The following is a 26,383-nucleotide window of genomic DNA, read 5'->3' as shown; positions in this document are numbered from 1 at the left end:
ATCAACGCGTTCGGGTCGGGGGATTCATGAAGCGATTCATTGAAGGCGAAGACCGCAATCAGATAACGTTGTTGCCAGAATGTCTGGATGATTTCGTTGCCGAGGATAACCCGGTGAGGATCATCGAGGCGTTCGTCGAAGAGCTGGAACTGGAATCGATGGGTTTCGAAGGCGTCACACCATCGACTACAGGTCGCCCCTCCTACCATCCGGCAGTGCTGTTGAAAATATACATCTACGGCTACCTCAACCGCATTCAATCGAGTCGTCGCCTAGCAGGCTGTTGAAAAGCGCCGAGTCTTAACGGCCAAAGCACTGTTTAAAAGGATCGCGCATGCAATCGGTCGCTGATTTCCAGACGAATGGTCGCGGGTACCCGGCTGGCGAACGGAGCAACTGGCATGCGGCCATGCGAGCGCCGCATTTGCATGGCTCATCGTGCTGCTCCCGCAGGAACCGCCGCCATTATTCGAGCCATTCGAGTCAGGTTGCTGGCCAGCATCGTCAGTTTAAAGTGCTGGTCCCCCCGTTTGATACCGCGATACACGGTCTGCCGAATCTTTCCGACGGTCTTGCCCCAACCAAAATGCTCTTCGATGCGTTTGCGCTTGATTTGGCTGATGCCGTAACCGGCGTGCCGCGAGGTTCGTCCATCAATGGCACTGCCGCCCCAGCGCTCATCATGACGCGCAACGTGAGGCGTCACTTTGCGTACCCGGCAATCGCGAACGAAGTCACGCGTGTCATACGCTTTGTCGGCCCCGAGCGTTTTGGCATGACGCCCCGGAACGCAATCGAGCAGACGCAACGCACTCGCGCGTTCAGCGAAACCATCGGCATGGCTGACGACGGCACCGACCACTAGACCCGAGCGGTTCTCCATCAGCACGTGCCCGTGGTAGCACAGGATGGCCGGGGAACCGCTGCTCTTCTTGAACAGCCTGGCATCGGGATCGGTACCCGATTCGTGCGTGTCGTTGCTGCGGCGCCATCCCTTCCAGTCAGTGTCGGCATTGCGTCCGCCGCCGGCCGGTGGATCGTGCGGGCCGTCCTTCGGCCGGAAGCTCTTGTGGCTGGCCCACGCCTGAATCAGCGTGCCATCGACCGAGAAGTGCTCGCGCGAGAGCAGGCCCTGCCGGTCGGCCAGGCTCATGACCTCCGTAAAGAACGTTTCAACCACTTCGTGTTCCAGCAACCGGTCACGGTTCTTCGAGAATACCGAGTGGTCCCATACGGCGTCCTCGATGGCCAGCCCGACGAACCAGCGAAACAGCAGGTTGTAGCGCATCTGCTCCATCAGCATGCGCTCGCTGCGCACCGAATAAAACACCTGCAGAAGCAAGGCTCGCAGCAGTTTCTCCGGCGCGATCGACGCGCGACCGCTGTCCGCATAGATCACGCTGAACAATCCGTTGAGCCGCTTCAGCGCCTGATTGACCAGCAACCGCACCGGCCGCAATGGATGATCGGCCGGCACGAAATCCTCCAGCTTTACCGTCGTGAACAGCGGTTCCTGCATCTCGTCCATTCCGCGCATCGCACTCGTCCACCCAAGATCATGAACACGATATCTCTAACGTATTGCCCTCAGCGCCCGTTTACACCGTTACAAAGATCAACAGCCTGCTAGAGCGCGAATGTCGGCGCAATGTTGAGCTGATGTGGCTCACAGGCCGACTGGTGCCGGACTTCAAAACGATAGCCGACTTTCGGCGAGACAACGGCGCCGGCATCCGCAATGTCTGTCGCCGGTTTGTTGTGCTGTGCCGTGATCTGAAGCGGTTCTCACAGGCACTTGTTGCTATTGATGGAAGCAAGTTCAAGGCATCGAACACTCGCGACCGTAACTTCACGACGGGCAAGATCGGCAAGCGGCAGCAACAGATTGAAGAGAGCATCCAGCGCTACCTGAGTGCATTGGAGACGGCTGACCGGACGCGGCCACCCGAGCTTGAAGCGAAGACCGCGCGGCTGCAGGAGAGGATCGGTCAATTGCGCGATCAAATGCATCGCCTCGAACAGATAAAAGAAGAACTCAAGACGCAACCGGATGGCCAGCTCTCGCTGACCGACCCTGATGCGCGCTCCATGGCGACGAGCGGCAGGGGCTCGGGCATGGTGGGCTACAACGTGCAGGTGGCCATAGAGGCCAGGCACCACCTCATCGTTGCCCATGAGGTAACGAACTCAGGCCACGACCGGGCGCAACTCAGTCCGATGGCGCAAGCTGCTCGTGATTCCATGCGCAAGAGAAGATTGAAGGTGATCGCCGACCGTGGGTACTACAGCGGGCCACAGATAAAAGCTTGTGCAGATGCAGGTATTGCCGCCATTCTGCCGAAGAACCTGACATCAGGCGCCAAAGCCCATGGCCGCTTCGACAGAGCGGACTTCATCTACATTGCCCGGGATGACGAATACCTCTGTCCAGCTGGGCAGCGCGCGATTCACCGCTTCGCCCGCGAAGAGCATGGCATGCAGCTGCATCGTTATTGGAGCAGTGCCTGTCCTCGTTGTGAAATCAAATCACAATGTACTCCGAGTGACTATCGACGAATCACGCGATGGGAACATGAGTCCGTACTGGAAGCTGCGCAGAAGAGACTGGACAGGATGCCGGATGCGATGCCTGGTGCGCAGGCGAACCGTTGAACATGTCTTCGGAACGTTCAAGCACTGGATGGGCTATACGCACTTCCTGACGCGCAGGCTATCCAATGTCAGTACTGAGATGAGCCTGCATGTGCTGGCGTATAACCTCAAGCGCGTGATGGCGATATTGGGATTCTCGCGAACCATGAGGGCCATGCGGCTGGTGGGTGCGTGAGGCAGCTAGGCCTTCCAACATATGCCGGGAAACGGCTTGCGTTAAGGTAGCGCAGCCACCCAACGTCTCTCAGTTGATCGATCGATTCCGAGAGCGCAACGCGGCTCTATAGTCGTCGAATCAGAGTTTTTGCACGTCAAACCTGTGTTTCGCGTTTCCACACAGCCTCGGTCGAGACCGGAAGTTCGCAGCCGGCCGCGGTGTTTGCCGCGGCCGCTCGTCGGCGCCATCCGGCTGGAACCGAGTGGATTGCCCAGTGCGTGGTAACTCAATTATCGTCGCAACGGTGTCACTTTATTACGGTCTACGGCCCCGTGCGAGAATTGCGCATTCGTCATTGCCCAGAAGGAACCGCAATGTCGATCGACCCAACGGAACTCGAAATTGCCACGCTGAAGGCCGAGAAAGGCTTGCTCATTTAAGAACGTGACGGCGATCTAGCAACTGGCGGCTGGACTTGATGCTGGCCCCCCCCGGCAATCCGGATGACCGCAGCCGAAATCACCGCCTTTGCGGATGGCGCTGAGCCGTTACTGGCCGCGCAACGCGCATTCAAGCCCGCCGCGTTTTCCCTGTTTGAGAACTGGGCCGATGCGCAGGCGTACTCGCGCACGCCGTTCGGCCAGGATCTGCTGCCGATAGTGAAGATCGTCGACGAACTCGGAACCGGCTATCTGAGAGCGCTCGCCCAGCACAGCGCGTCCGGCCAGCCGGTAGACTCGTGATTTCCACGGTGCATCGGGCAAAGGGACTGGAGTGGCAGCGGGTGAGGGTGGCGAACGACTTTCGTTTTCGCGGTGCGGACGGCTGTCCCGTGCCAGAGACGATGAACTTTGACTGTCGATCGCAGCGCCTATCAGGCGTCGTTGCACGAGCCGCGCCTCGTGCAACGCGTCGCCACGTTAAAGAAGCGGGCGACCGGCGCACGGATCGACGAGTTTGTCGGTCGTCAGAATCGATGCCGTAATGACAACTTCACCGCGACCTGAGTGGGCGTCGACGACTGTCCGAGCGTGCTGATCGCCGCCACGGCGGCGTGCCCGGTCGAATCGACGCCCGAGGCATGCTGCCACACGCCAACGAGATCGAGGTCGGTGCGCTTCGACAGCACGTAATTCGGGCCGACGTCGATCTGTTGGTACTTCGCCTTGTCTGCCTTCGTGTAGTCGTAAGATGCGCCGACGAAGAGGACAGGCGTGATGGCGTAGCGCCCGTTAATTTCGTAGCTGTTGAACACGGCGGTCCCGGTGTTCGGCGTCGAGGCGGTGCGCAAGATGTCCTGGAAGCGCGTGTTGGTGTACACCGCGTGGAGCGTGGCATTGCCGATCCGGTAACCGAGCGCGGCGCCGAAGATTTTCCAGGCCTTGGCGGACGCATACCCGCCGAACACCGGCGTTTTCGACGGCGACGCGTACCCGGTGGCGCCTGGCGCGAGCGCGCTGTCGAGCACCGAGGTCGACGGATCGTCGATCGAGTCATACGCAAGCGCCGCGCTTAGCGGGCCATGTTCGTAGCGCAATCCGAGCGCATACACACGGTTCGACGCGAAATCGCCGGCTACGCCGCCCGGCGCAAAAAGGCCGGTGAACTGCGCTCCTGCGAAGTTGGGCGAGCGATATTTCACGGCGTTGTTCACCCGGAACGTCGAATTCAGATCGTCGAAGTCACCCGGATGCGTGCCGAGCCACGCCCACATCGAAGTTGCCGCGAATGAGCCGATGATCTCCGTCATCGTGTCGTACTGCCGCCCGAGCGTCAGCGTGCCCAAACGCTTGCTGGCAAGTCCGACGAATGCTTGCCGACCGAACAGCCGGTTGCCTTGCAGCAGTTTGCCGTTCGAGGTGTCGAAGCCGTTTTCGAGCGTGAAGATCGCGCTCAGTCCGCCGCCGAGGTCTTCCGTGCCGCGCAGACCGACGCGGCTACCGTTCGTTGGCCCGGTGACCGATTCGACGTTCGCGTGGCCTGACTGGTTGTTCACGTAGACGAGGCCGGCGTCTACGAGGCCGTACAACGTGACCGAACTCTGTGCGTGCGCGAAGCCGGCTGCGAGCGCAAGACCAGCGGCCAAGGAAATTTTTTTCATGGTGTCTCCGACGTGACGCGTCTATCCATGCTCCACAAGGTGGAGAATGGGGCGCGTCTGTTGTATGCGGTTGGTTTAGGAAACTGCGGGGAACTGGGGGGAAGCTAATGTGCTGCGCCACGTTCGGCGGTGCGGGCGCGGCTGCCGTACACCCGCCCCATCGCGAATACGCCGCAGCCGGCGGCGAGCACTGGCCACGCGGTGAACGAGAAGATTTCGGCGGGCGTCCAGCGCGCGGTGTACAGCATGCCGGCCACGAGCGGCCCGGCGATGCCGCCGAGCCTGCCGATGCCGAGCGCCCAGCCCACGCCGGTGGAGCGCAGGCGCTGCGGGTAGTAGACGGCCGCGAGCGCGATCACGCTTTTCTGTCCGCCGCTGATGCAGAACCCGGCGCAGAACACGGTGACCATCAACCATGCGACGTTGCCGGAGAACGCTCCCGCGACGAGCCACAGAAACACCGCCCCGACGACATACAGCGTCGTGAGCGTGGCATAGGGGCCGATGCGGTCCATCGCGAGCCCGAGCGGCACGGCGGAAAGCACGCCGGCGATCGTCGGCAGCGCGGTTACCCAGACGACCGTCGAAGGCGCGTATTGCAGACCGGTCAGCATTGTCGGCAGCCAGCTCTGCATGAAGTAGAACTCGGCGAGATTCAGGAAGAACACGATCCACAGCAGGACCGTGCCGGCGGCGGTGCGGCCGCGCACGAGCGTCATCACGCTCGCCCGTTGTTCCGATTCGTCTTCGAGGCGAAACGTGCTGCCGGGCGCAATCGCAACGCGCGGAAAGAGCCGTACGAGCACCGCGCGCATTCGGGCAGCGCCGTCGGGACGCCGTTGCAGGAACGCGAGCGACTCCGGCAACCACCAGGCGAGCGGCGCCACGAGCGCGAGCGGGGCCGCCGCGCCGACCAGCATCAGCGACTTCCAGCCGTGCGCCGGCATGAGCACGCCCGCCGCGAGACCGGCGACAACGAAGCCGAGCGAGAAGCCGCAGTAAACGAGCAGCACGAACGTCGAGCGCAGCCGCTTCGGGGCGAACTCGCAGGTGAGCGCGACCGCGCTGGGTGCGGCGGCACCGAGCCCGATGCCGGTCATGAAGCGCAGGCCGATCAGCTCGGTGACGTTGGTCGCGAACACGGTGAGCATCGTGAACACCGCGAACAGCACCGTGCTCGTCATCATCATCCGTTTATGGCCGAAACGCGCGGATAGCGGGGCGACCGCAAGATAGCCGACCATCAGGCCAACCAGCGCGGCCGAGAAGATCGAACCGAGAATCTCGCGCGGCAGGTGCCATTGCTTTGAAAGCGCCGGCACGATGTAGCTGATGGCCTGCGTGTCGAAGCCGTCAAGAAACATCAGCAGCGCGCACAGCAGCACGACGGTGTACTGGCCGGCGCCGGCCTTCTGTCGTTCGATGATTTCGGCCACGTCAATGCTTAGGGATGCCAATTTTTGTCTCCGGTTTCTTGTAGGTATGCCTTGAGGGGACGGCAAGTGCGGGCTAGGCCGCCTGGTCTGTATGAACGAAGGCGTCGCTGAAGAAGTCTTCTTCGGCGAGTCCCGCGCCCATGAATGTGGTGCGCGCGGCGTGAGTCATCGCGGGGTTGCCGCATGCGTAGACCTGATAACCGTCGAGCGAGCCGAAGTCCTCCAGCACGGTTTCGTGAACGAAGCCGCGCCGGCCGTTCCAGCCTTCGTGCGGTTCGGACAGCACCGGAACGAAGCGCACCTTGCCCTGGTTCGCCCATTTTCCGGCGAGGTCGAACAGATACAAATCCTCGAGCCTGCGCGCGCCCCAGTACAGAAAGAGTGGCCGCTCGAGCTTGCGTTTGATTGCGTCTTCGACAATCGACTTGACCGGAGCGAAGCCCGTGCCGGTCGCGATCAGGATTGCCGGCTTGGCCGACGTTTCTTGCAGCGAGAACTCGCCGAACGGCAACTCCACGCGCAACGTGTGCCCCTTGTCGAGGCCGCGCAGCACGCCTTCGGAGAACCGCCCGCCCGGCACGTGCCGCACGTGCAGTTGCACGCTGTCGCTTTCGTGCGGCGGATTCGCCATCGAATAGTTGCGGCGGCTGCCGTCGTCGAGTTCGACCTGAAGGAACTGGCCCGCGCGAAACTTCGCGCGCACGCCGGCCGGCAGCCGCAGTTGCAGCACGCTCACGTCGGCGGCCGGTTGCGTGACGCGATAGACGGCGACGTCGAGGGTCTTGCGAGCGGCGGGGTCGCGCTTATCGATCCGGCGCGGCGCGATGGTCAAGTCGGACGAGGGGCGCAGGCAGCACAGCAGCACGCGTTCCTCCGGCCCTTGGATGCCGCCCTGCACGGTCGAGCGGCCCGCGCCCGCGACGACGCCGCCTTCGCACGTCGAGCACACGCCCTTGCGGCACGAGTACGGCACCGCGTAGCCCGCGCGTTCGGCGGCGTCGAGCACGGTCTCGTTTTCGCCGCAGCGAAACGCAATGTCGTTGCCGGCGATGGAAATCTGGTAATCCACGTTCATACCTCGATAAGTCGTTCAGGACAGCGGCACGGCGCCGGTCGACACGAGCCGGATCGCACCGAGCAGCGCGGCCGGGTCCGCGCGCAGCGTGCCGGCGATGTCGAAGCCGCTGCCGTGGCCGACGCTGGAGAACATCACGCCCGCGCCGATCGACAGCGCGGCCGAATGCCGGCCCGCGCGCAGCTTCACCGGAATGTGGCCCTGGTCGTGATACATCGCGACGAACACGTCGACGGCCGGATTGGCGAGCAGCAGATCGGCGCCTTGCGGACCGATCACCTCGATGCCCGCATTGCGCAGCGCATGCGCGGCCGGTTCGGTGATCGCGACGTCCTCCTGCCCGAACAGCCCGCCTTCGCCCGCATGCGGATTGATGCCCATCAGACCGACGACCGGCTTTTCGACGCCCATCCGCCGGAGCGCGCCGACCGCCGCGCGCGCCGCCCGTTCGACGTGCGGCTGGTCGAGCCGCGCAAGCGCGGACACGATGCCTTCGTGCAGCGTGACGTGCACGATGCGCAGTCCGCCGCCGATCAGCAGCAGATAAACCTCGTCGGCGGCCACGCCCATTTCCGACGCGACGAAGCCGGGATAGCCGGCGAAGCGCACGCCCGAGGCGTTGATCGCCGTTTCCGAATGCGGGCAGGCGATCACGGCGTCGACGCGGCCCGCGCGGGCCGCGCCAAGCGCTGCCGACACATAGGCAAGCGTTGCGGTCCCGGCTGCCGCGGACACCTCGCCGGGCTTGAATGCGTCGGCGGCAAGCGACGGCACGTCGACGAAGTCGAGCGTGCGCGGTGCGGCGGGCGGCAACGCGCCGCCCGCCGCCGTCACCTCGCGCAGCGTCTCGTGCGCGCAGCAGCGTTGCGCATACCAGCGAATCACGAACGCGTCGCCGAACAGCACCACGCGCGGCGCGAGCGGATCGAGCGCGAGTTGCGCAGCCGCCTTCACCGCGATCTCGGGGCCGATACCGTTCGGGTCGCCCAGTGCGAGCGCGATTGTCGGTGCCGGCGTCATAGCGGCAACGCCAGCAGCGTGTCGATGCGCGAGCTGTCGCAAACGACAACCCGCTCGCGCAGCATCGCGCGCTCGCCGTCGAACGCATACACGTCGCAGTAGCGGCCCGTCGCGAAGAGACTCGTCGAGCCGTCGCGCATGATGCGCGCGACCATGAACGCGGTTTCGCTGCGCGCCTCGCCGTCGCTTTCGGCGATCACGAACGGCTGACCCAGCAGGTGCCGGTACGCATGGCGTTCGTAGACGTTCGCGTCCCGCAGCGACGCAATGCGGTCGACCAGCATGCCGCGCGACGCCGCATAGACCATGCTGCCCGCGAGACCGCGCCGATAGTTGTCGGCGGTCGTGATGCGATACGTGCAAGTTTCGGTGAAGAAGTCCGGCCACCGCGCAAGATCGCCGTCGTCGATGCAGCGCACATATTCCGCTTGCGCGCGCGCGATCCTTTGATGAATGTCCTGCGTCATGCTCGTCAATACCCCATTGCGTTGCGGTAGGCCTTCCAGAATCCGCGGATCGAGGCTTCGGTCACGCGGCTCGCGCTGCTTTCGGCGCCGTCGCCGCCCATCTCGATCACCGAGCGATGGTCGCTCGCTCCGCCGATGCCTCGCTGAACGAAGCCGCCGACGCAGCCGTCCTCCATCGAGACGTAGCCGGCCGGGCCGACGAGATTCGACTGGCGCATACGCATTTCGCGCAGCTCCGGCGTGTCGTCTTCGAAACCGAGATAGGTCCAGTTCAGTTCGGTCTGCTGCGTGCCGCGCGGCAGAATCTGGCGAACGGCGATCGCGTTCTGAATCTGCTGAAGGACGAAGCCCGGAAACACGGAGAGGATTTGCAGCGTGGTGCCGTCGCCGAACTCGTCGATGCCGGCGAGCACCGACGTGTCTTCCAGCCGGTGCCCGCTTTCGGAACGAATGTTCTGCTCCGCGTAATCGTTCGACGCCGCGGCCACGGCGTGATCGACGGCCGAGTAGCTCACATGGTTGCCGCCGCCTTCGGACACGAGAATGCCGCCGCGCTGCGAGAGGCGGTTCAACTGAAACGTCGTGAAGAACAGATGCAGGATGCTGGCGTGGTACGAATCCTTCACGTTCTCCACGTACAGCTTCCAGTTGTTCGGCAGCATCTGCGTGAAGCGGCCCAGCACGACCGGCGAGCGGTTTTCGAGCACGCGCGCGATGCGCTCGAGGATTTCCTCGCCGAGGTACTCGTCGAGCGGCGGGACGTCGTCCGAGAAACTGCCGAACACCAGCCCGTGCAGCGTGGCGACGCGCAGCTTGCGCAGGTGGTGGTCGCCCATGCAGAAGTCCGGCTTCATGCCGCCATGGCCGTTGATGCCGTCCTTGAACGCGACGCCGACGAGATCGCCCTGAAGGCTATAGGTCCACGCGTGATACACGCAACTGAAGTCCCTCGCGTTGCCTTCGTCTTCCAGGCAGACCAGCGCGCCGCGATGCGTGCAGCGGTTTTCGAACGCGTAAAGCTCCCCGTCCGCGTCGCGGGTGACGACGACGGGCGCGTCGCCGACATGCGTCGTGCGGAAGTCGCCCGCGTTCGGCACCTCCGCTTCGAGACACAAATAGCTCCAGTGCGGGCCGCGAAAGATGGCGTCCTGTTCGTCCGCGTACACGTTCTCGTCCTGGAACAGCGCGTAGGGCACGCGTGTCAGCCCTTCGGACGGCCACGCGATGCTGGCGCGGCGCGCCGGCTTGATGGGGATGTAGTTCAAGTTGTTCGCTCCATGCAGGACGGAGCCTCGGCGGGTCTCCGTTCCTTTCGTTTTCGATGGCGTTGCGCGCCATGGCAGTTGACTGCTTCGCCAAAATGTGTTCGAATATCGTACGTTGTTCGATATTTAGATTAAATATGACATTGCTCAAAGATCCTGTCAATGGAGAGGAAGGCGCGCGCACGCCGGAAGCAGGGCAGGGCGAAGCGGAAAAAGGCCGCGCAAAGGAAGGCATGGGCGGTCTCGCGAAGGGGCTTGCGATCATCGAGGCGTTTGGCGCGTCAATCACGCGCATGACGGTCTCGGACGCAGCACGCTTCGCGGACCTGAGCCGGCCGGCTGCGCGCCGTTGCCTGTTGACGCTCGTCGAACTCGGTTATCTCGCGCACGACGGCAAGTTCTTCATGCCGTTGCCGCGCATGCTGCGGCTGGGTAGCGCGTACCTCAGCACGTCGTCGTTGCCGCAGATCGCGCAGCCGTTGCTTGCCGACGCGCGCGACGAGTTGCAGGAGTCGGTATCGCTCGCCGTGCTCGACGACGGCTACGCCGTGTTTGTCGCGCGCGCGGAGGCGGTGCGGATCGTCTCGACCGGGGTGAAGCTGGGCGGGCGGCTGCCCGTGTACTGTTCGGCGACCGGCCGCGTGCTGCTGTCGGACATGACCGAGGCCGAGATTCGCCGGCATCTGGAGACGGTGGAGATGCGGCCGCTGACGGCGCGCACGCGTGCGGACGCTGAGTCGGTTATCGAGGCGATCCAGCGCGCGCGAACCGACGGCTATTCGCTCAGCTACGACGAACTCGAAGTCGGCATGTGCGCGATGGCGGTGCCCGTGCGCGGGCGCACGGGCGTGATCGAGGCGGCGGTCAGCGTTAGCGCGTTTTCCGGGCGAGTGAGCGTGGAGGCGCTGGAACAGTCGTTCTTGCCGGTGCTACGGCGTGTCGCGCAGCGAATCGAGCGAGCGTTATAAGAGGCGGTGGTGACGCGGGGCGGGAATGAGCCGGAGCCCGGCGCTCCTTTGCCATAACGATCCAGGAGAAGGCAGGGCCGGCGTCGATGTAGGGCGGCGTTACGCCTCGCCGACCTATTTGTGGGTCAAGTCGATTTGAGGGCGAAAAAGCTCAAGCATGCGTTGCGCTGTCAGCTTGCCGTCGCGGCCAACGTTTCTACCCGTGCAATAGCCGAAGTCACGGCAGGCCGTTGGCCGACGCTGTCGTACCAGCGCGCCACGTTTGGCGTGTCGGTCAGTTCGAGCTCAGGAAACGCGCGCCGCCAGATCCAGCCGAAGTGAGCGATGTCCGCGATCGAGTAATCGTCACCAGCGACGAATTCGTGTTGCGCAAGCGCGCGGTCGAGCAGTCCTAGCTGCCGCTGTGCCTCGTTGCCGAAGCGCTCAATTGCATGGGCGGAGCTTCCTGCGGGGGCCATCTTGCGGAAGTAGCCGGCCTGCCCGAATGCGGGGCTTAGCCCCGAAGCATGAACGAAGAGCTGCTCGAATGTGCGCGCCCGAGCGAGCGGTTCGATCGGCAGCAGCTTGCCGTGGAGTTCCGCCAGATGAACGAGAATGGCGGCCGACTCAGTCAGTACAAAGCTCCGATGCGTATCGGTGAGCACCGGCACCTTGCCGTTGGGATTGAGCGCCAGAAAGTCGTCGCGCTTCTGCTCACCCTTTTTCACGTTGACGGCGCGCAGTTCGTAATCGAGGCCGAGTTCTTCGAGCGCAATGGGTACCTTGACGCTGTTTGGCGTTGCAAAGGCAAAGACGTGATACATGGCAAAAATTCCTGTCGAATGGTGCAATGAAGAAGGACGGAACTTTGCCTTGCCGATACCGGCGACAGAAGCGCGGTGCAGGTCATAGATGTTATTCCGTTGGGGAATGGCCGGGCTGTATTCCGCGACGGAATGGGTGTTATTGCTCGGGGGTGACTTCCGTCGGCAGCGTGCGGCGTCGATGATGACGCTTTTACCACCGCACTATGTCGCTTCCACATGAATACCCTTTTCTCTCCAGTTCGCGTGGGTCCCTATTCGCTTTCTCACCGTGTCGTGCTCGCACCGCTCACGCGGATGCGAACCGAAGCGGATAACGTGCCGGGCGACCTGATGGTCGAATACTACGCACAGCGGTCAAGTGCCGGCGCGCTGCTGGTGACGGACGCGACGACGGTATCGCCGCTCGGCATCGCCTATGTCGGCGCGCCCGGAATCTACACCGATGCGCACGCGCGCGGATGGCGGCGCGTGACCGACGCCGTGCATGCGAGAGGCGCTCGCGTATTCGTGCAGCTCTGGCATGCGGGCCGGCAGGCGCATCCGGCCAATATCGGCGGCGCAGTGCCGGTTGCACCGTCTGCAATCCAGGCGGCCGAACATGCGGCGATTCGCGATGCAGCGGGCAATATCGTCGACGTCGAACAGGTGATGCCGCGCGCGCTGGACACTGCGGAAATCGCGGGCGTCGTCGACGAGTTCCGGCGTGCTGCGAGGCTGGCGATGGAAGCCGGTTTCGATGGCGTCGAGCTCCATGCGGCCAACGGCTATCTGCTCGACCAGTTCCTGCTCGACGGCTCGAACCGCCGTACGGACGAATACGGCGGGTCGATCGAAAACCGTGCGCGTTTCCTGTTCGAGGTGCTCGACGCCGTGGTGTCGGTCTGGGGTGCCGACCGCGTTGCAATACGCGTGTCGCCCAGCGGTACTTACGGCACGATGTCCGACAGCGACCCGCACGCCACCTTCGGCTACGTGAGCCGCCGGCTCGACGGCTACGGCCTCGCGTATCTGCACGTGATCGAACCGCGAGTTCGCGGCAACGAGGATGCTGAGGCCACCGCATCCGCCGTTTCGACCGCCGATATCCGCCGTGTGTTCACTGGCACGATTGTCGCGGCCGGCGGATTTACTGCGGACAGCGCACGACAGGTGATTGACGCAGGCGTCGCCGATCTCGTCGCGTTCGGGCGCCTGTTCATCTCGAACCCCGACTTGCCGGACCGGTTGCGCATGGGCGCACCTCTGAATCGCTACGACCGGACGACGTTCTACGGTGGCGACGCACGCGGCTATACCGACTACGGCTTCTACCAACCTGAAACGGCCTGATTGCAACTGGTTCGACGGTTGCCAGGGACTCTTCAACGCCGGCTGTACCGTGCGTGATTGCCGGTACGGCTGTTTGTCTTTTGCGTCGTCGGGCCGCCCGTTGAACAACATAATCGAGCAGGGGGGTGCATGGACCGGATGGCAGCAATGGAAACGTTCGTCGCGGTAGTCGAGGCGGGGTCGTTCTCGGCCGCTGCGCGGCGCCTGGCATTGGGGCAACCCGCAGTGTCGAAATCCGTCGCGCAGCTTGAAGATCATCTGGGCGCGCGTCTGCTGCTGCGTTCGACGCGTGGTCTGACGCCAACAGACGCCGGGCAGCGCTTTTACGAACATGCGCGCCGCGCGATCGAGGAGGCAGACCATGCGGAACAGGCCGTGCATGAATCGTCCGCGGGTTTGTCGGGCCGTCTGCGCATCAGCGCTGCAGTGACATTTTCGCGGCTGCACGTGCTGCCCGCGCTCAAGGTTTTTCTCGACCGCCACCCGAATCTCGAACTGGACGTCATCCTCGACGACCGCTCGATCGACCTCCTTGAGGAGGGCGTGGACGTCGCGCTGAGAATGTGCTCCCTCGACGATTCATCGATGACCGCACGCCATATCTCGCAGAGCCGCCGTCTCGTGGTAGGTACGCCTGATTATTTCGCACAGATGGGCGTGCCCGGCACGCCGGCCGAACTGAGCCGTCATCAGGCGATCGTCTACTCGCTGCGCGGCGGCGGGGAATCGTGGGCGTTCACCCAGAACGGCACCGAAGTCGCCGTCGTGGTTCGGCTCGGCCGTTGCGCGCTCCATGACCGGATGGACTTCTGGCGGCGCGTTGTACGGCGGCTTGCCGCCCTTGAAGCCGGCGTTGAATGCATCGAGTTTTTGTTGCAGGGACAATTCGTGCCATTAAGAAGGGCTTTGGATGCTTCGGGCGCGTCGTCGACCGTGTATTTCGGAAAGGGTGCTCATCTTGGTCAGGGAGTTGAGTTGCGGTGAGCAGATGACCGGACGGCGTGCGCCACGGAGAAGTCGGCCCGCAGCAATAACAGCCATTACCAGATGGAATGGCGGTCGGACCGGAGGCGACCAGTCACACAAGACGCATTTGCTATATTGTCGAACCCACAGACTTCAGAGAGCCTGCGATGCCACGTATCCAGCGTCCCGGCGTCCCGTCGGCTCCGCCATCGACGCGTAAGATCACGCGTCCGACGGCCGCGAAGACCGTGACCTCGCGCCGTATGGCGCCGGAAGAACGCGAAAAGCAGATCGTTGAAAAAGCAATCGAGCATTTCGCGACGCATGGCTTCTCCGGCAGCACGCGCGAGCTGGCGCGGCAGATTGGCGTCACGCAGCCTCTGCTGTACCGCTATTTTCCGAGCAAGGAAGCACTGATCGATCGCGTGTACAACGAGATCTATCGTTGGGATCCTTCGTGGGACGCACTGATCGCGGATCGCACCGTCGATCTGCAGACGAGACTGACCGCGTTCTATCAGGCGTATTCACGCGTCATGCTCACGCGTCCGCTGATCCGCACGTTCATCTTCGCGGGACTGGCGCGCGAAGGCATCAACACACGGTATCTGGAACGGATGTGCGAGCGCGTGTTCAAGCCGGTGATCAACGCGATCCGCGAGTCATACGGCCTGCCGCGCGCCACCGACAAAGCGACGCATGAAGTCGAAATGGAACTGGTGTGGAGTCTGCATGCGAGCATCTTCTACGTCGGCATGCGTCAGTGGGTTTATGGCATGCCGATTCCCGATGATCTGGACGCGCATGTCGAGCGGCAGGTGGACGCTTTTCTGAACGGTACGCCGGCTGTGCTCAACCATCTGACGAAAGCCGCCGGCGAGAACGGCAAGCAGGCCAAACGCCGCGTGGCGACGCGCCCGAACACCGCGCCACGGGCGCGCCGCAAGACGCCTGCTCAAGGGTAAACACCCTCTATCCATCGCTTGGCCCTCTTTACTTTGCGGCACTACAATTTATCGATCGATAAGTAATCGGTCGATAAATTAGCGTGCGAACGGAAAAGTCAGGCTTGCTGCGCGAAGTCCTGCCGCGCGCACGACAGAATCCAGTCGCGGAACGCGACGCTTTGCGGCAGCGGCTGATCGCCGGCGGGAAGGAAGAGGTAGTAGCTCATTCCCGTGCGCAGCGGCCGGTCGATCGCGAGCACGACGGCGCCCGCCGCGAGTTCGTCTTCGACCAGAAAGCTCGGCACGAGCCCGATGCCGATGCCGGACGACACGGCTTCGATCAGGTGCGAGGTGAGTTCGAATTGCGGGCCGACGTTCATCGAGCGCTCGTCGATCTGCTGATCCTCGAACCAGCGGATCCATGAATCGGATCGTGCCGCCACGCGCAGCAGTAAATGGCGCGTCAGATCGCGCGGTTCTTGGATCGGGTGGGTCCGCGCGAGTGAAGGACTGATGATCGGCAGAAGGGTCTCGTCGCAGAGTTTGTATGACACGAGGCCCGGCCACGTTCCGTCACCGACGCCGATCGCCGCGTCAATGCCGTTGCGTTCGAGGTCGAACTGGCCAATGCGCGAATGCAGATTGATCAGCACGCCTGGATGGCGCTTGTAGAAGTCGGATAGCCGAGGCATCAACCACTTGCTCGCGAATGTGGGCAGTGCGGCGAGATCGAGGCTGCCGCGTCCCGTCTGCGATGCGATCGCCTGCAACGAGGCGCTGCGCACACGCTGCAACGCCTGGCCGATATCCCGGTGGTAAACCGCACCGATCGCCGTGAGCGTCAACTTGCGATTCATACGGCGAAACAGCGGCACACCCAGCAATTCCTCAAGCGCCTGGACCTGGCGGCTGACTGCGCTCTGCGTCAGGGAGAGATCGGAGGCCGCATCGGTGAAGCTCAGTCGGCGCGCGGCTGCGTCGAAGGCGATCAGGAGCGACATCGAAGGAGTCAGACGACGGGGGTTCATTCATAAACCTCATTGAAAAGCCGACCAAAATTCGTTTGAGCGCCGAGTATGAGACGTCCAGACTACGAGAACTACAGGGGGAATTGCCAGGTAGCGAACCACGGCGCTGGCGCACGAACGCGAAGCCCCTCGTAAGCACGCATTCAATCGAACGGAGACACAAAATGAGTCAGGACATTTCGGCCGCATTCCCTTATGACATGCAGCGCGTGCAGGTGCGTGACGCGCAGATGGCGTACGTCGATGTGGGCGAGGGTGATCCGATCGTGTTCCTGCACGGCAACCCGACCTCGTCCTACACGTGGCGCAACGTCATTCCGTATCTCGAACCGCTTGGCCGCTGTCTCGCGCCGGATCTGATCGGCATGGGCCAGTCGAGCGGCTCGCCGACGTATTCCTATCGCTTCGACGATCACGCCGACTATCTCGACGCGTGGTTCGAGCAGCTGGGCCTGCGTGAAAACATCGTGCTGGTCGTGCAGGACTGGGGCGCGGCGCTCGGCTTTGATCGCGCGGTGCGGTTCCCGGAATCGGTGTCGGGCATCGCGTACATGGAGGCGATGGTGCGCCCGCGGCTGTGGACCGACATGCCGCCCGAGCGCCAGGCAGTGTTTCGACGTCTGCGTGGCGAAGAGGGCGAGAAGATGGTGCTCGAAGACAACTACTTCGTCGACAAGATGCTGTTCGAGTATGGCGTGAAGCGCGCGCTGACCGAAGAGGAAAAGGACGTGTACGCGCAGCGGTTCCGTGAGGCCGGCGTGTCGCGTCTGCCCACGCTGGTGTTTCCGCGGCAGATTCCGTTCGACGGCGATCCGCCGGAAACCTGGGCGCGTGTCAAGCACTATAGCGACTGGCTGTCGCGAAGCGCGCATTTGCCCAAGCTATTCATCAACGCCGACGAAGGTCACGGCACCGCGGGCGCCGCGCGCGAATTCTGCCGCGCGTGGCCGAACCAGCAGGAAATCACCGTCAGCGCGAAGCACTACGTGCCTGAAGACTGTCCACATGAGATCGGAGAAGCGGTAGCGAAATTCGTCAAGCGATTGCGCAGTTGATACGAGTCGCGTTCTCAGCCGCCTCGTCAACCGCGCCGTCAACCGCATCGTCCATGAAAACGGTCCGAACCTCTTTATGTCGTCAATGATTTCTCCTCCGACCGACGCGGGCTTTTCCGCGTCGGATACCGCTGATATGAAGCCGCCCGAGCGGGCCTCGCTGGCGTTGCAGCGCGATCTGCGGCACACGCTTGGCGCTTCGGTGCATTTCGATCGCGGGCATCTCGCGACATACGCGTCCGACGCATCGAACTACCGGCAGGTGCCGGTCGCGGTGGTCGTGCCGCGCTCGCTCGATGAACTTGCCTCCGGCATCGACGCATGTCGCCGCTATGGCGCACCCGTGCTGATGCGCGGCGCGGGCACGTCGATGAGCGGACAGACGGTCAACACGGCCGTCGTGTTCGACGTGTCGCGGCACTGCGCGGCGATCGTCGATCTCGATCCGTCGGCGGCCAGCGCCGTTGTCGAACCCGGCGTGATCTGCGATCAGCTGCGCGACGCCGCGGAGCAGCACGGCCTGACCTTCGCGCCCGATCCGTCGACGCATAGCCGCTGCACGCTCGGCGGCATGATCGCGAACAACTCGTGCGGGCCGCATTCGGTGATGGCGGGCAAGACGCTCGAAAACGTCGAAGCGCTCGAAGTGATGACCTACGACGGCGCGCGCTTCTGGACCGGACCGACCACCGACGCGCAGCTCGACGCGATCATCGCCGCGGGCGGCCGCCAGGGCGAGATCTACGCCGCGCTGCTCGCGCTGCGGGATCGCTACGCGCCGCTGATCCGCGCGCGTTTTCCGACGCTCAGACGCCGCGTGTCCGGCTACAACCTCGACCAGTTGCTGCCGGAGAACGGCTTTAACGTCGCGCGCGCGCTGGTCGGCACCGAAGGCACCTGCGCGCTGACGCTGCGTGCGAAAGTGCGTCTCGTGCACAGTCCGGGTGAACGCGTGGTGCTCGCGCTCGGTTTTCCGGACATCTACACCGCCGCCGACGCGGTGCCCGAATATCTGCGCTGCGAGCCGATCGCAGCCGAGGGGCTCGATCGCGAGATCGTGCGCGGTCTCCAGGCGCGCGCGCTCGCCGCCGCCGAAATCGCGATGCTGCCCGAAGGCGACGCCTGGGTGCTGCTCGAATTCGGCGCCGACACCGCCGATGCCGCAATCGCATTGGCCGAACAGGCACGCGACGCCCTGTGCAATCGCAATAACGGACCGCGCCCGACGAGCCGCCTGATCACGAGCCGCGACGACCAGCGGCGCATCTGGTCGATCCGCGAGAACGGCGCATCGAGCACACAACTGTCGATCGATCCGAACGTGGTCGATCCGAAAGTCGGCTGGGAAGACGCTGCCGTCGATCCCGCGCGGCTTGGCGACTATCTGCGCGGCTTTCAGGCGCTCGTCGACCGTTACGGCTATCGCACGTCGCTGTTCGGCCACTTCGGCGACGGCTGCGTGCATGCGCGCGTGACCTTCGATCTGCGCACCGCGCAAGGCGTGTTCGACTATCGCAACTTCGCGCGCGAGGCCGCGCAACTGGTGGTCGATTTCGGCGGTTCGCTGTCCGGCGAGCACGGCGACGGCCAGGCGCGCGCCGAACTGCTGCCGATCATGTTCGGCGACGAACTGATGGAAGCGATGCGCGCGTTCAAGCGCATCTGGGATCCGCAGAACCGGATGAATCCGGGCAAGGTCGTCGACGCTTACCGGATCGACGACAACCTGCGCGCGGGACCGGCATACAAGGTCGTCAATTTTTCGACGAAGCTGCAATTCCGCAGTGCCGAGGGCGACGGCTTCCAGCGCGCGCTCGAACGCTGCGTGGGCATGGGACGCTGCCGCGCGCAGAAGGGCGGCACGATGTGCCCGAGTTTTCGCGCCACGCAGGACGAGCGGTTCTCGACACGCGGGCGAGCCCGGTTGCTGTGGGAAATGCTGCAGGGCGATCTGATCGACCACGGCTGGCAGAGCGAGGAAGTCAAGGAGGCGCTCGATACGTGTCTCGCCTGCAAGGGTTGCCGCAGCGATTGTCCGACGCATACCGACATGGCCTCGTACAAGGCCGAGTTCCTGTCGCATTACTACGAGAAGCGCTGGCGTCCACGCCAGGCGCTCGCGATGGGGCGCATCGGCGACTGGGCTCCGCTCGCCGCGCGTGTGCCCGGTCTCGTCAATCTGGTCAATCGCGCGCCGGGGCTTTCCCTGATCGCCAAGCGCATCGCCGGCGTCGATCCGGCGCGCACGTTGCCTAAGTTCGCAAAAAAAAACTACCGGCGTCTTGCGACGCATCGCATTGGCAACGCGACGCAAGGCGGCAAGCGCGTGATCCTGTGGGTCGATACGTTCTGCGAGCACTTCCATCCGGAGATCGCTGAAGCGGCGGCGCGCGTGCTCGAACATGCCGGCTTCGTCGCCGTGCTGCCGCCGACGCCGCTGTGCTGTGGCCGGCCGCTATACGACTTCGGCTATCTCGATCGCGCCCGCAGCCGGCTCGCGGCGATCCTCGATTCGCTCACGCCGATGTTCGCCGCCGCCGACGCGCCGATCGCGCTGGTCGGACTGGAGCCCGGCTGCATGTCGGTGTTCCGCGACGAACTGCTGAAGACCTTCCCCGACGATCCGCGCGCGCATGCGTTGAGCGCAAAAGCGCAGATGCTCGGCGATTTCCTCGTCGCGCACGATTACCGGCCGCCGCGCCTGAACGCGCAGGTTCTCGTGCACACCCACTGTCACCAGAAGTCGCTGTTCGGCGCGCAAGGTGACAAGGCGTTGCTCGACGCGATGGGCGCACAAGCCACGCTGCTCGACAGCGGCTGCTGCGGTATGGCCGGGTCGTTCGGCTTCGACGAGAAACATGCGGAGATTTCCGCGCAGGTCGGCGAACTGGTGCTGCTGCCGGCCATGCGCCGCGCGCCGCCCTCGGCGTTCATTCTCAGCAACGGTTTCAGTTGCCGCGAGCAGATCGAGCAGCGCGCCGGCCGCAAGGTCGTGCATCTCGCGGAACTGCTGGCGCTCGCGCATGACGCCGCGTCGCCAGCGCAGACGCCGCCCGGCGATCTCATGCATCGCGCTTCAACCGTAGACGAGCCCGCCTGAACCCGGCCGCTTTCACTTTCTCACTGACGCAGACGGATTAACGATATGACTCACGCCGATACCACACCGACTCACGCCGCGATGACCGGCGTCCTCGCGCCCGCGCTCACACCGTTCGATGCGGCGGGCGACATCGATCAACCCGCGTTCGAAGCGCACTGTCGCTGGCTGCTGGATGCGGGAGTCGGGCTCGCGGTGTTCGGGACGAACTCCGAAGCCGCATCGCTATCGTTCGGCGAGCGCCTGCATGCGCTAGAGGCGTTGATCGCCGCGGGACTCGATCCCGAGCGGTTCATGCCGGGCACGGGCACGTGTTCGATGCGCGAAACCGTCGATCTGACGCGCCAGGCGCTCGGACTCGGCATTCATCGCGTGCTCATGTTGCCGCCGTTCTATTTTCCGCAGCCGTCGGAAGAAGGTTTGCTGCGCTACTACTCGGACGTGATCGAACGCGTCGGCGACGAGCGGCTGCGCGTGTACCTCTATCACATCCCGCAGATGACCGGCGTGCCGATCACGCTGCCGCTGATCGAGCAGTTGCGCCGCCGTTATCCGGCGATCGTGTGCGGCATCAAGGATTCTTCCGGCGACTGGGCGAATCTCGAAGCGACGCTGAAGGCGTTCGCCGCCGATGGCTTTTCCGTGTTTCCCGCCAGCGAGGCGCTTCTCGCGCGCGCGCTGCCGCTCGGCGCGGCCGGCTGCATCAGCGCGACCGCGAACCTGAACCCGGCGGGACTCGCGCGCTACTTCGCGGCGCTGTCGTCGGGCTCCGCCGCGCCCGACGAGGAAATGGCGCTCGCGGTGCGCCGCATCTTCGCGTCGCTGCCGATGATCCCCGCGATGAAATATGTGATGTCGCGCAGTGCGGGCGCTGACTGGGCTCAGTTGCGCGCGCCGCTGACGGCGCTCAGCGATTCTCAGGGCGACGCACTGATGAATTCGCTGCACGAGGTCGGGTTCCGCCTCGAAGGATTGAGCGTCAGTGCGTGATGGGCGCTGCGGCGCGGCGCGTCGAACGTGAGTGGGATGGTACAGAAGAGTTCGTGCGATTCGCGGGCGGCGACGCCGCCGGAACGGATACGGACCGTCGGATGCATATCCAGGAGACAACGATGAACGGCATGCAAGGCTATGCGCAACACGACGTGGTGACGACCGCTCCAGGACGCCTGTCGCGGTCGATGCTGATCATGGTGATGTGCCTGCTCGGCACGTCGTACATGTTCAACGCGATGGACCGCCAGGTGTTTCCGTCGCTGCTCACCGCGATCCGCACGTCGTACGGACTGTCGCTCGCACAGGCGGGATTCGTGAGCACGGTGTTCACTTTCAGCGTGGCGATCGTCGGTCCGGTCGCCGGCTGGTTCTATGCGCGCTATACGCGCAAGTCGATCCTGGTTGGCGGGCTGATCGGCTATTCGCTGTTCACGCTGATTACGCCGCTGGCGCAGGGCTTCACGACGCTGGCCGCGTTTCGTGGTCTGACGGGCGTTGGCGAAGCGTTGCAGGTGGGCGCGGTGTATTGCTGCCTGGGCGGCTACTTCGGCCGCACACGCGGCGCGGCGATGGGCTGGATGCAGGCGTTCTTCGGCTTCGGCGCGTTGACCGGACCGGTGATCGGCGTGCATCTGCATCATGCGTTCGGCCAGTGGGAAATGTCGTTCTACGTATTCGGCGTCGCGGGTATCGTAGTCGCGCTCCTGCTCGCGCGCTTCATGCCCAGCAGTTTCAGCGAAGCGATCGAGCCTGCCGAACGCCTCGGCGTCTTCGAAACCATGCCCTCGCTGCCGCGGCTGCTGAACCGCAACGTGTGTCTCGCTTCTGCGTCGTTCGCGCTCGTCGGGCTGTCGTTCTTCTCCTATACCGCGCTGTATGCGACCTATCTGCGCGAACACCTGGGCTACACGTCGGTGGCCGCGGGCTCGGCGCTCGGCATGTACGGGCTCGGCGCGATGGGCGCGGTGATCGGCGGATGGGCGGGCGACCGCCTTGGCAAGCCCGGCATCTTCGGCGGACTGGCGACCCTCGCCGGCGCCAGTTTCCTGATGTTCAACGGCACGGTGCAGCCGCTCGCGCAAGCCGGGCTGTCGCTGCTATTCGGGCTGATGGTGAGCGGCTTTTTCTACGCGCGCTTTGTCTCGGTGATCCAGCGCAGCGCGCATCCGCTGCAGATCGGCTATGCGGTGTCCGCCGCGATGACGGGCTTCTATCTGAGCGGACCGTTCGCCGGATTCCTGTTCGGCGAGCTGGCCGAGCACTGGGGCTGGCCGGTGGCGGCGAACGTGATGGTGGTCGCGCCGCCGTGCGTCGCCATCGTCCTGATGGCTTTCTTCGACTACTCGCGCCTGCGCGACGCGTGACGTCACTGATGCGAAGCGGGCCGCCGCGCCCGCGCGCATGCGCATCTCTTTCTCCACTCCTACGGGCACTGTCGTGAGGTTCAAGCGATGAACAAACATTCCACTCATCCGGCGCGGCCGCGCGCACTGGTGATCGGCGCGTCGATGGCGGGGCTATTCGCCACCGCGCTGCTGCAAAAAACGGGCTGGTCCGTCGATCTGTTCGAGCGTTCCGACGTCGAACTGTTCGGACGCGGCGCGGGCATCGTCACGCATGCCGAACTGCTGGACGCGCTCGTCGAAAGCGGCGCGGACATCGAACATCTGGGCGTGGCGATCAACGACCGCATCGCGATCGATCAGTCGGACAACGTGCTGGAGCATCTCGACTATCCGCAGATCGTCACGTCGTGGGACCGGTTGCATCAACTGATGCGCGCGACGATTCCTGAAGGGCATCATCATCTCGGCTGCAATCTGGTGTCGGTTGAACAGCACGACGACGGCGTTATCGCGCGTTTCTCGAATGGCCGCGAGGAGCACGCCGATCTGCTGGTCGCCGCCGACGGCTACCGATCAGGCATTCGCGGCATGGTGATGCCGTCGGTGCAACCGGTCTACGCGGGCTACGTGATCTGGCGCGGCGTCGCGGACGAAGCAGCGATGCCGGCTTCCGCGCGCGACGCCATCTTCGACAAGTTCGCGTTCTATCTGCCGCCGAACAACAAGATCATCGGCTATCCGATTCCGGGCCTCGATCATGCGCTCGAAGCGGGCCGGCGCCGCTACAACTGGGTGTGGTACCGGCCGGTCGATCCCGCGACGCTCGATACGATGCTCGTGGACGAACACGGCAATCGCCACCCTGTGTCCATTCCGCCGCCGCTCGTGCGTCAGGAACTGATCGACGAGCTCAAGGACGCGGCGCGCAGGCTGCTGCCGCCGTCGTTCAGCGACACGCTCGCCGTGATCGACCGGCCGTTCTTCACGCCGATCTACGACCTGTTCTCGCCGAAGATGGTGTTCGGCCGCGTGGCGCTGATCGGCGACGCGGCGTCGGTCGGACGGCCGCATATCGGCATGGGCGTCGCCAAGGCCGCGTCCGATGCGCAGGTGCTCGCGCATGCGCTGGGCAACCGGTCGCTGTCGATCGACGAAGCGCTCGCGCACTTCGAGAAGGAGCGGCTCGTCGAAGGGCGGATGGCGTTCGAGCGCGGCCGCACGCTCGGCGAATATCTGCTGGCCAACGAAGCGTCGGAGCAGGCCGCCGATGACGCGCATTGGCGCGAGTTCCACAGCGTCAACGGCATCCTGCGCAACACCGCGTCGTCCGACTTCCTCAAGGCGCTGTAACGGCGCGATCCGATCGATTTCCACTGGCTTCCACGGGAGAAAGTCATGTCTGCAGTACAGCTTCCGGTTCCCGATTTCGCGCGCGACATGCGCCTGATCGGCTATTGCGATCAAGGCGGCCGCCCGGACGGCGTCCAGCTCATGGTGCATCGCGGCTACGCGTACGTCGGCCACATGTTTTCGAAAGGCTTCAGCGTGATCGACGTGCGCGATCCGCGCCGCCCAACGCCGGCCAACTACGTCGCCGCGCCGCCCGAGACGTGGAACATCCATCTGCAGGCGCACGACGATCTGCTGCTGGTCATCAACGCGAAGGACATGTTCGCCGCGACCGAGTTTCAGGACGAGCGCGCGTATTACTGCGGCGCGCTCGGCGAGAAGGTAGGCACGGCGAGTCGGTCCAGCGCGTCGCGACACTGGCGGGCGGGCCTTGCGGTGTACGACATCTCGAAGCCGGACGCACCGCGGGAGATCGGCTTCATGCCCGTCGAAGGCGGCGGCATTCATCGCGTGTGGTACACGGGCGGCCGGTGGGCGTACGCATCGGCATTGCTCGATGGTTTCACCGACTACATTTTCATCACGATCGACATGGATGATCCGCGTCGTCCGGTCGAAGCGGGGCGCTACTGGATTCCGGGCATGCACGCGGCAGGTGGCGAAACACCGGGCTGGGACCGCACGCGTCGCTTCGGGCTTCACCATCCGATCGTGCATGGCGACACCGCGTATTGCGCGTGGCGCGACGCCGGCATGGTGATCCTCGACGTCGCCGAGCGCAGCGCGCCGAAGCTCATCACGCATCGCAACTGGTCGCCGCCGTTCGGTGGCGGAACGCACAACTGCCTGCCGCTACCCGATCGCGATCTCCTCGCAGTGCTCGACGAAGCCGTGCTCGACAACCAGGCAGACGGCGAGAAGTTCATCTGGATGTTCGACATCCGCGAGCCGTCGAATCCGGTCAGCATCGCCACGTTACCGTCGCCGTCGGAGATCGATTACGCGGCCAAGCCCGGCCACTTCGGGCCGCACAATCTGCATGAGAACCGGCCCGGCAGCTTCGTGAGTTCGGAGATCGTCGTCGCGACATATCAGAACGCCGGCGTGCGCGTGTTCGACATCCGCGATCCGTACCGGCCGGCCGAAATCGCCGCGCTGGTGCCGCCCACGCCGGACCGGCTTGTCGACAGCCGGCAGAACCGGCCGCTCGTGATCCAGTCGGCGGATGTGTTCGTCGATGCGAACGGCATCATCTATTCGACCGACTACAACGGCGGCCTCTACGTGATGGAGGTCGAGTCATGGCGGTGAGAGCGGCGCTCGTCGGGCTCGGCTGGTGGGGACGGCATCTGCTCACGCAGATGCGCACGTCGCCGGTGTTGCGGTTTGTTGCCGCGGTGGGCAGCCGCGACGGGCACCGTGCGGTCGCCGACGAATTCGGCATGCCGTTCACCACCCGCTACGAAGCGATGCTCGCCGACGAGGAGATCGATCTCGTCGTCATCGCGACGCCGCATGGGCTGCATGCGCAGCAGGTGATGCTCGCCGCGGCGCACGGGAAGCACGTGTTTTGCGAGAAGCCGCTCGCGATGAGCGTCCACGACGCGCACGCCTGCGTTCGGGCATGCACGTGTGCTGGCGTGCGGCTCGGCATTGGGCACGAACGGCGTTTCGAGGCGGCGATGATCGCGCTCGCGAAGCTGCTGCGCGAAGGCGAACTCGGCACGATCGTCCACGCGGAGGCCAACTTCAGCCACGACAAGCTGACGAACCTTGCCGCCGACAACTGGCGCGTGGCCGAAAGCGACGCCGTGCCGCTCGCCATGACCGGCACGGGCATTCACATGACCGATCTGCTCGCCGATCTGCTCGGCGACATCGGCGAAGTGTTCGCGACGGCGCCCGCGCGGCAGCTTTCGCGCCCGGGCCGCACGCTGTCGCTTCAGCTGCGATTCGCGTCCGGCGCGACCGGCTATGTCAATTCGATCCTTGAAACGCCGCTTTATATGCGCGTGGCGGTGTTCGGAACGAAGGGCTGGGCGGAGGTCCGCAATGCCGATCATCCCGACTCGAAAGGCGCGAGTCGCCTGCTGGTTCGGCACGCCAACGGATCGGAGCAATCGGCGGCGTTCGACTGGAACGATTCGGTAAGAGACAACCTCGAGCGCTTCTGCGCGGCAATCGGCGGGAAGGCGTCCTATCCGGTGAGCGTCGATCAGATGATCGCGAACGTTGCGGTGATGGAAGCGGTGGCGCAGTCGCTTCAGCAGGGCAGGCCGGTGCGCGTCGGCTAGCGCCGCGTCGGCGGTCGTAGCGCTG

21 protein-coding genes and 2 pseudogenes are annotated in these 26,383 nt (G+C 64.2%); 14 read left to right on the top strand and 9 right to left on the bottom strand.

Annotated elements, in window-relative coordinates; genetic code table 11:
• Window positions 1-26 precede the first annotated feature (26 nt).
• Window positions 27-275: pseudogene (locus U5805_RS09320) on the top strand (transposase); the annotation flags it as partial.
• 158 nt (window positions 276-433) lie between these two features.
• Here U5805_RS09320 and U5805_RS09315 read toward each other — a convergent pair.
• Entirely contained in the window at window positions 434-1,528 is a 1,095-nt protein-coding gene (locus U5805_RS09315) for an IS5 family transposase (RefSeq protein ID WP_322103184.1), read from the bottom strand.
• A 98-nt stretch (window positions 1,529-1,626) separates the two neighbouring features.
• Between U5805_RS09315 and U5805_RS09310 the strand changes: the two are divergent.
• Both U5805_RS09310 and U5805_RS09305 read left to right on the top strand, forming a co-directional pair.
• Window positions 1,627-2,827, top strand: a pseudogene (locus tag U5805_RS09310) (IS1182 family transposase); the annotation flags it as partial.
• 485 nt (window positions 2,828-3,312) lie between these two features.
• A complete protein-coding gene (locus U5805_RS09305) occupies window positions 3,313-3,552 on the top strand; it encodes a hypothetical protein (RefSeq protein ID WP_322103183.1) in 240 nt (79 codons plus the stop codon).
• Window positions 3,553-3,776: 224 nt separating this feature from the next.
• Here U5805_RS09305 and U5805_RS09300 read toward each other — a convergent pair whose 3' ends face one another.
• From U5805_RS09300 to U5805_RS09275, 6 genes are all read right to left on the bottom strand, one after another.
• Window positions 3,777-4,910: a porin gene (locus U5805_RS09300; RefSeq protein ID WP_322103182.1), complete on the bottom strand. Its 1,134-nt coding sequence runs from the start codon at window positions 4,908-4,910 to the stop codon at window positions 3,777-3,779.
• A 104-nt stretch (window positions 4,911-5,014) separates the two neighbouring features.
• Window positions 5,015-6,367, bottom strand: a complete 1,353-nt coding sequence (locus U5805_RS09295; RefSeq protein WP_322103181.1) for an MFS transporter — start codon at window positions 6,365-6,367, stop codon at window positions 5,015-5,017.
• Between the two features lie 52 nt (window positions 6,368-6,419).
• On the bottom strand, window positions 6,420-7,415 hold the full coding sequence (locus U5805_RS09290) for a 2Fe-2S iron-sulfur cluster-binding protein (protein ID WP_322103180.1): 996 nt from the start codon (window positions 7,413-7,415) through the stop codon (window positions 6,420-6,422).
• 21 nt (window positions 7,416-7,436) lie between these two features.
• On the bottom strand, window positions 7,437-8,441 hold the full coding sequence (locus tag U5805_RS09285) for a PdxA family protein (RefSeq protein ID WP_322103179.1): 1,005 nt from the start codon (window positions 8,439-8,441) through the stop codon (window positions 7,437-7,439).
• On the bottom strand, window positions 8,438-8,908 hold the full coding sequence (locus U5805_RS09280; protein WP_322103178.1) for an aromatic-ring-hydroxylating dioxygenase subunit beta: 471 nt from the start codon (window positions 8,906-8,908) through the stop codon (window positions 8,438-8,440). Before U5805_RS09280 ends, U5805_RS09285 begins: the two co-directional genes overlap by 4 nt.
• Window positions 8,909-8,913: 5 nt before the next feature.
• Complete coding sequence (locus U5805_RS09275; RefSeq protein ID WP_415914563.1) at window positions 8,914-10,173, bottom strand: aromatic ring-hydroxylating dioxygenase subunit alpha; 1,260 nt, start codon at window positions 10,171-10,173, stop codon at window positions 8,914-8,916.
• Window positions 10,174-10,310: 137 nt separating this feature from the next.
• Here U5805_RS09275 and U5805_RS09270 point away from each other — a divergent pair, with 137 nt between their 5' ends.
• A complete protein-coding gene (locus tag U5805_RS09270; RefSeq protein ID WP_322103177.1) occupies window positions 10,311-11,141 on the top strand; it encodes an IclR family transcriptional regulator domain-containing protein in 831 nt (276 codons plus the stop codon).
• A 170-nt stretch (window positions 11,142-11,311) separates the two neighbouring features.
• Here U5805_RS09270 and U5805_RS09265 read toward each other — a convergent pair whose 3' ends face one another.
• Window positions 11,312-11,944, bottom strand: coding sequence for a glutathione S-transferase family protein (locus U5805_RS09265; RefSeq protein WP_322103176.1), 633 nt, complete (start codon window positions 11,942-11,944; stop codon window positions 11,312-11,314).
• 219 nt (window positions 11,945-12,163) lie between these two features.
• Here U5805_RS09265 and U5805_RS09260 point away from each other — a divergent pair, with 219 nt between their 5' ends.
• From U5805_RS09260 to U5805_RS09250, 3 genes are all read left to right on the top strand, one after another.
• Entirely contained in the window at window positions 12,164-13,276 is a 1,113-nt protein-coding gene (locus tag U5805_RS09260) for an alkene reductase (RefSeq protein WP_322103175.1), read from the top strand.
• 129 nt (window positions 13,277-13,405) lie between these two features.
• Window positions 13,406-14,260: a LysR family transcriptional regulator gene (locus U5805_RS09255; RefSeq protein ID WP_322103174.1), complete on the top strand. Its 855-nt coding sequence runs from the start codon at window positions 13,406-13,408 to the stop codon at window positions 14,258-14,260.
• Between the two features lie 149 nt (window positions 14,261-14,409).
• Entirely contained in the window at window positions 14,410-15,207 is a 798-nt protein-coding gene (locus U5805_RS09250) for a TetR/AcrR family transcriptional regulator (RefSeq protein WP_415914562.1), read from the top strand.
• Window positions 15,208-15,305: 98 nt separating this feature from the next.
• Here U5805_RS09250 and U5805_RS09245 read toward each other — a convergent pair whose 3' ends face one another.
• Window positions 15,306-16,217 (bottom strand): LysR substrate-binding domain-containing protein, encoded by a 912-nt coding sequence (locus U5805_RS09245; RefSeq protein ID WP_322103173.1) that lies wholly within the window; start codon window positions 16,215-16,217, stop codon window positions 15,306-15,308.
• 164 nt (window positions 16,218-16,381) lie between these two features.
• Here U5805_RS09245 and U5805_RS09240 point away from each other — a divergent pair, with 164 nt between their 5' ends.
• From U5805_RS09240 to U5805_RS09210, 7 genes are all read left to right on the top strand, one after another.
• Entirely contained in the window at window positions 16,382-17,272 is an 891-nt protein-coding gene (locus U5805_RS09240; protein ID WP_322103172.1) for a haloalkane dehalogenase, read from the top strand.
• Between the two features lie 136 nt (window positions 17,273-17,408).
• On the top strand, window positions 17,409-20,372 hold the full coding sequence (locus U5805_RS09235; protein ID WP_322103171.1) for an FAD-binding and (Fe-S)-binding domain-containing protein: 2,964 nt from the start codon (window positions 17,409-17,411) through the stop codon (window positions 20,370-20,372).
• Between the two features lie 45 nt (window positions 20,373-20,417).
• On the top strand, window positions 20,418-21,362 hold the full coding sequence (locus U5805_RS09230) for a dihydrodipicolinate synthase family protein (RefSeq protein ID WP_322103170.1): 945 nt from the start codon (window positions 20,418-20,420) through the stop codon (window positions 21,360-21,362).
• Between the two features lie 122 nt (window positions 21,363-21,484).
• Window positions 21,485-22,732, top strand: coding sequence for an MFS transporter (locus tag U5805_RS09225; RefSeq protein ID WP_322103169.1), 1,248 nt, complete (start codon window positions 21,485-21,487; stop codon window positions 22,730-22,732).
• Window positions 22,733-22,819: 87 nt separating this feature from the next.
• Window positions 22,820-24,064: an FAD binding domain-containing protein gene (locus U5805_RS09220; protein ID WP_322103168.1), complete on the top strand. Its 1,245-nt coding sequence runs from the start codon at window positions 22,820-22,822 to the stop codon at window positions 24,062-24,064.
• A gap of 45 nt (window positions 24,065-24,109) precedes the next feature.
• Complete coding sequence (locus U5805_RS09215) at window positions 24,110-25,375, top strand: hypothetical protein (protein ID WP_322103167.1); 1,266 nt, start codon at window positions 24,110-24,112, stop codon at window positions 25,373-25,375.
• On the top strand, window positions 25,366-26,358 hold the full coding sequence (locus U5805_RS09210) for a Gfo/Idh/MocA family oxidoreductase (protein ID WP_322103166.1): 993 nt from the start codon (window positions 25,366-25,368) through the stop codon (window positions 26,356-26,358). The genes U5805_RS09215 and U5805_RS09210 overlap by 10 nt, the downstream gene beginning before the upstream one ends.
• The last annotated feature ends 25 nt before the right edge of the window (window positions 26,359-26,383 follow it).

The sequence above is a fragment of the Paraburkholderia sp. J41 genome (assembly GCF_905220235.1).
Classification (GTDB): Bacteria; Pseudomonadota; Gammaproteobacteria; order Burkholderiales; family Burkholderiaceae; genus Paraburkholderia.
Note: the sequence above shows the minus strand (reverse complement) of the source record. Positions and strands in the feature narration are given on the sequence as shown.

Bases quoted from the DNA above. Each gene is read 5' to 3' on its own strand.
- U5805_RS09230 (WP_322103170.1), top strand. From the start codon at position 20,418: ATGACTCACGCCGATACCACACCGACTCACGCCGCGATGACCGGCGTC.
- U5805_RS09255 (WP_322103174.1), top strand. From the start codon at position 13,406: ATGGACCGGATGGCAGCAATGGAAACGTTCGTCGCGGTAGTCGAGGCG.
- U5805_RS09260 (WP_322103175.1), top strand. From the start codon at position 12,164: ATGAATACCCTTTTCTCTCCAGTTCGCGTGGGTCCCTATTCGCTTTCT.
- U5805_RS09225 (WP_322103169.1), top strand. From the start codon at position 21,485: ATGAACGGCATGCAAGGCTATGCGCAACACGACGTGGTGACGACCGCT.
- U5805_RS09220 (WP_322103168.1), top strand. From the start codon at position 22,820: ATGAACAAACATTCCACTCATCCGGCGCGGCCGCGCGCACTGGTGATC.
- U5805_RS09210 (WP_322103166.1), top strand. From the start codon at position 25,366: ATGGCGGTGAGAGCGGCGCTCGTCGGGCTCGGCTGGTGGGGACGGCAT.
- U5805_RS09235 (WP_322103171.1), top strand. From the start codon at position 17,409: ATGAAGCCGCCCGAGCGGGCCTCGCTGGCGTTGCAGCGCGATCTGCGG.
- U5805_RS09245 (WP_322103173.1), bottom strand. From the start codon at position 16,217: ATGAACCCCCGTCGTCTGACTCCTTCGATGTCGCTCCTGATCGCCTTC.
- U5805_RS09285 (WP_322103179.1), bottom strand. From the start codon at position 8,441: ATGACGCCGGCACCGACAATCGCGCTCGCACTGGGCGACCCGAACGGT.
- U5805_RS09300 (WP_322103182.1), bottom strand. From the start codon at position 4,910: ATGAAAAAAATTTCCTTGGCCGCTGGTCTTGCGCTCGCAGCCGGCTTC.
- U5805_RS09315 (WP_322103184.1), bottom strand. From the start codon at position 1,528: ATGGACGAGATGCAGGAACCGCTGTTCACGACGGTAAAGCTGGAGGAT.
- U5805_RS09270 (WP_322103177.1), top strand. From the start codon at position 10,311: ATGACATTGCTCAAAGATCCTGTCAATGGAGAGGAAGGCGCGCGCACG.
- U5805_RS09215 (WP_322103167.1), top strand. From the start codon at position 24,110: ATGTCTGCAGTACAGCTTCCGGTTCCCGATTTCGCGCGCGACATGCGC.
- U5805_RS09250 (WP_415914562.1), top strand. From the start codon at position 14,410: ATGCCACGTATCCAGCGTCCCGGCGTCCCGTCGGCTCCGCCATCGACG.
- U5805_RS09280 (WP_322103178.1), bottom strand. From the start codon at position 8,908: ATGACGCAGGACATTCATCAAAGGATCGCGCGCGCGCAAGCGGAATAT.
- U5805_RS09265 (WP_322103176.1), bottom strand. From the start codon at position 11,944: ATGTATCACGTCTTTGCCTTTGCAACGCCAAACAGCGTCAAGGTACCC.
- U5805_RS09240 (WP_322103172.1), top strand. From the start codon at position 16,382: ATGAGTCAGGACATTTCGGCCGCATTCCCTTATGACATGCAGCGCGTG.
- U5805_RS09305 (WP_322103183.1), top strand. From the start codon at position 3,313: ATGACCGCAGCCGAAATCACCGCCTTTGCGGATGGCGCTGAGCCGTTA.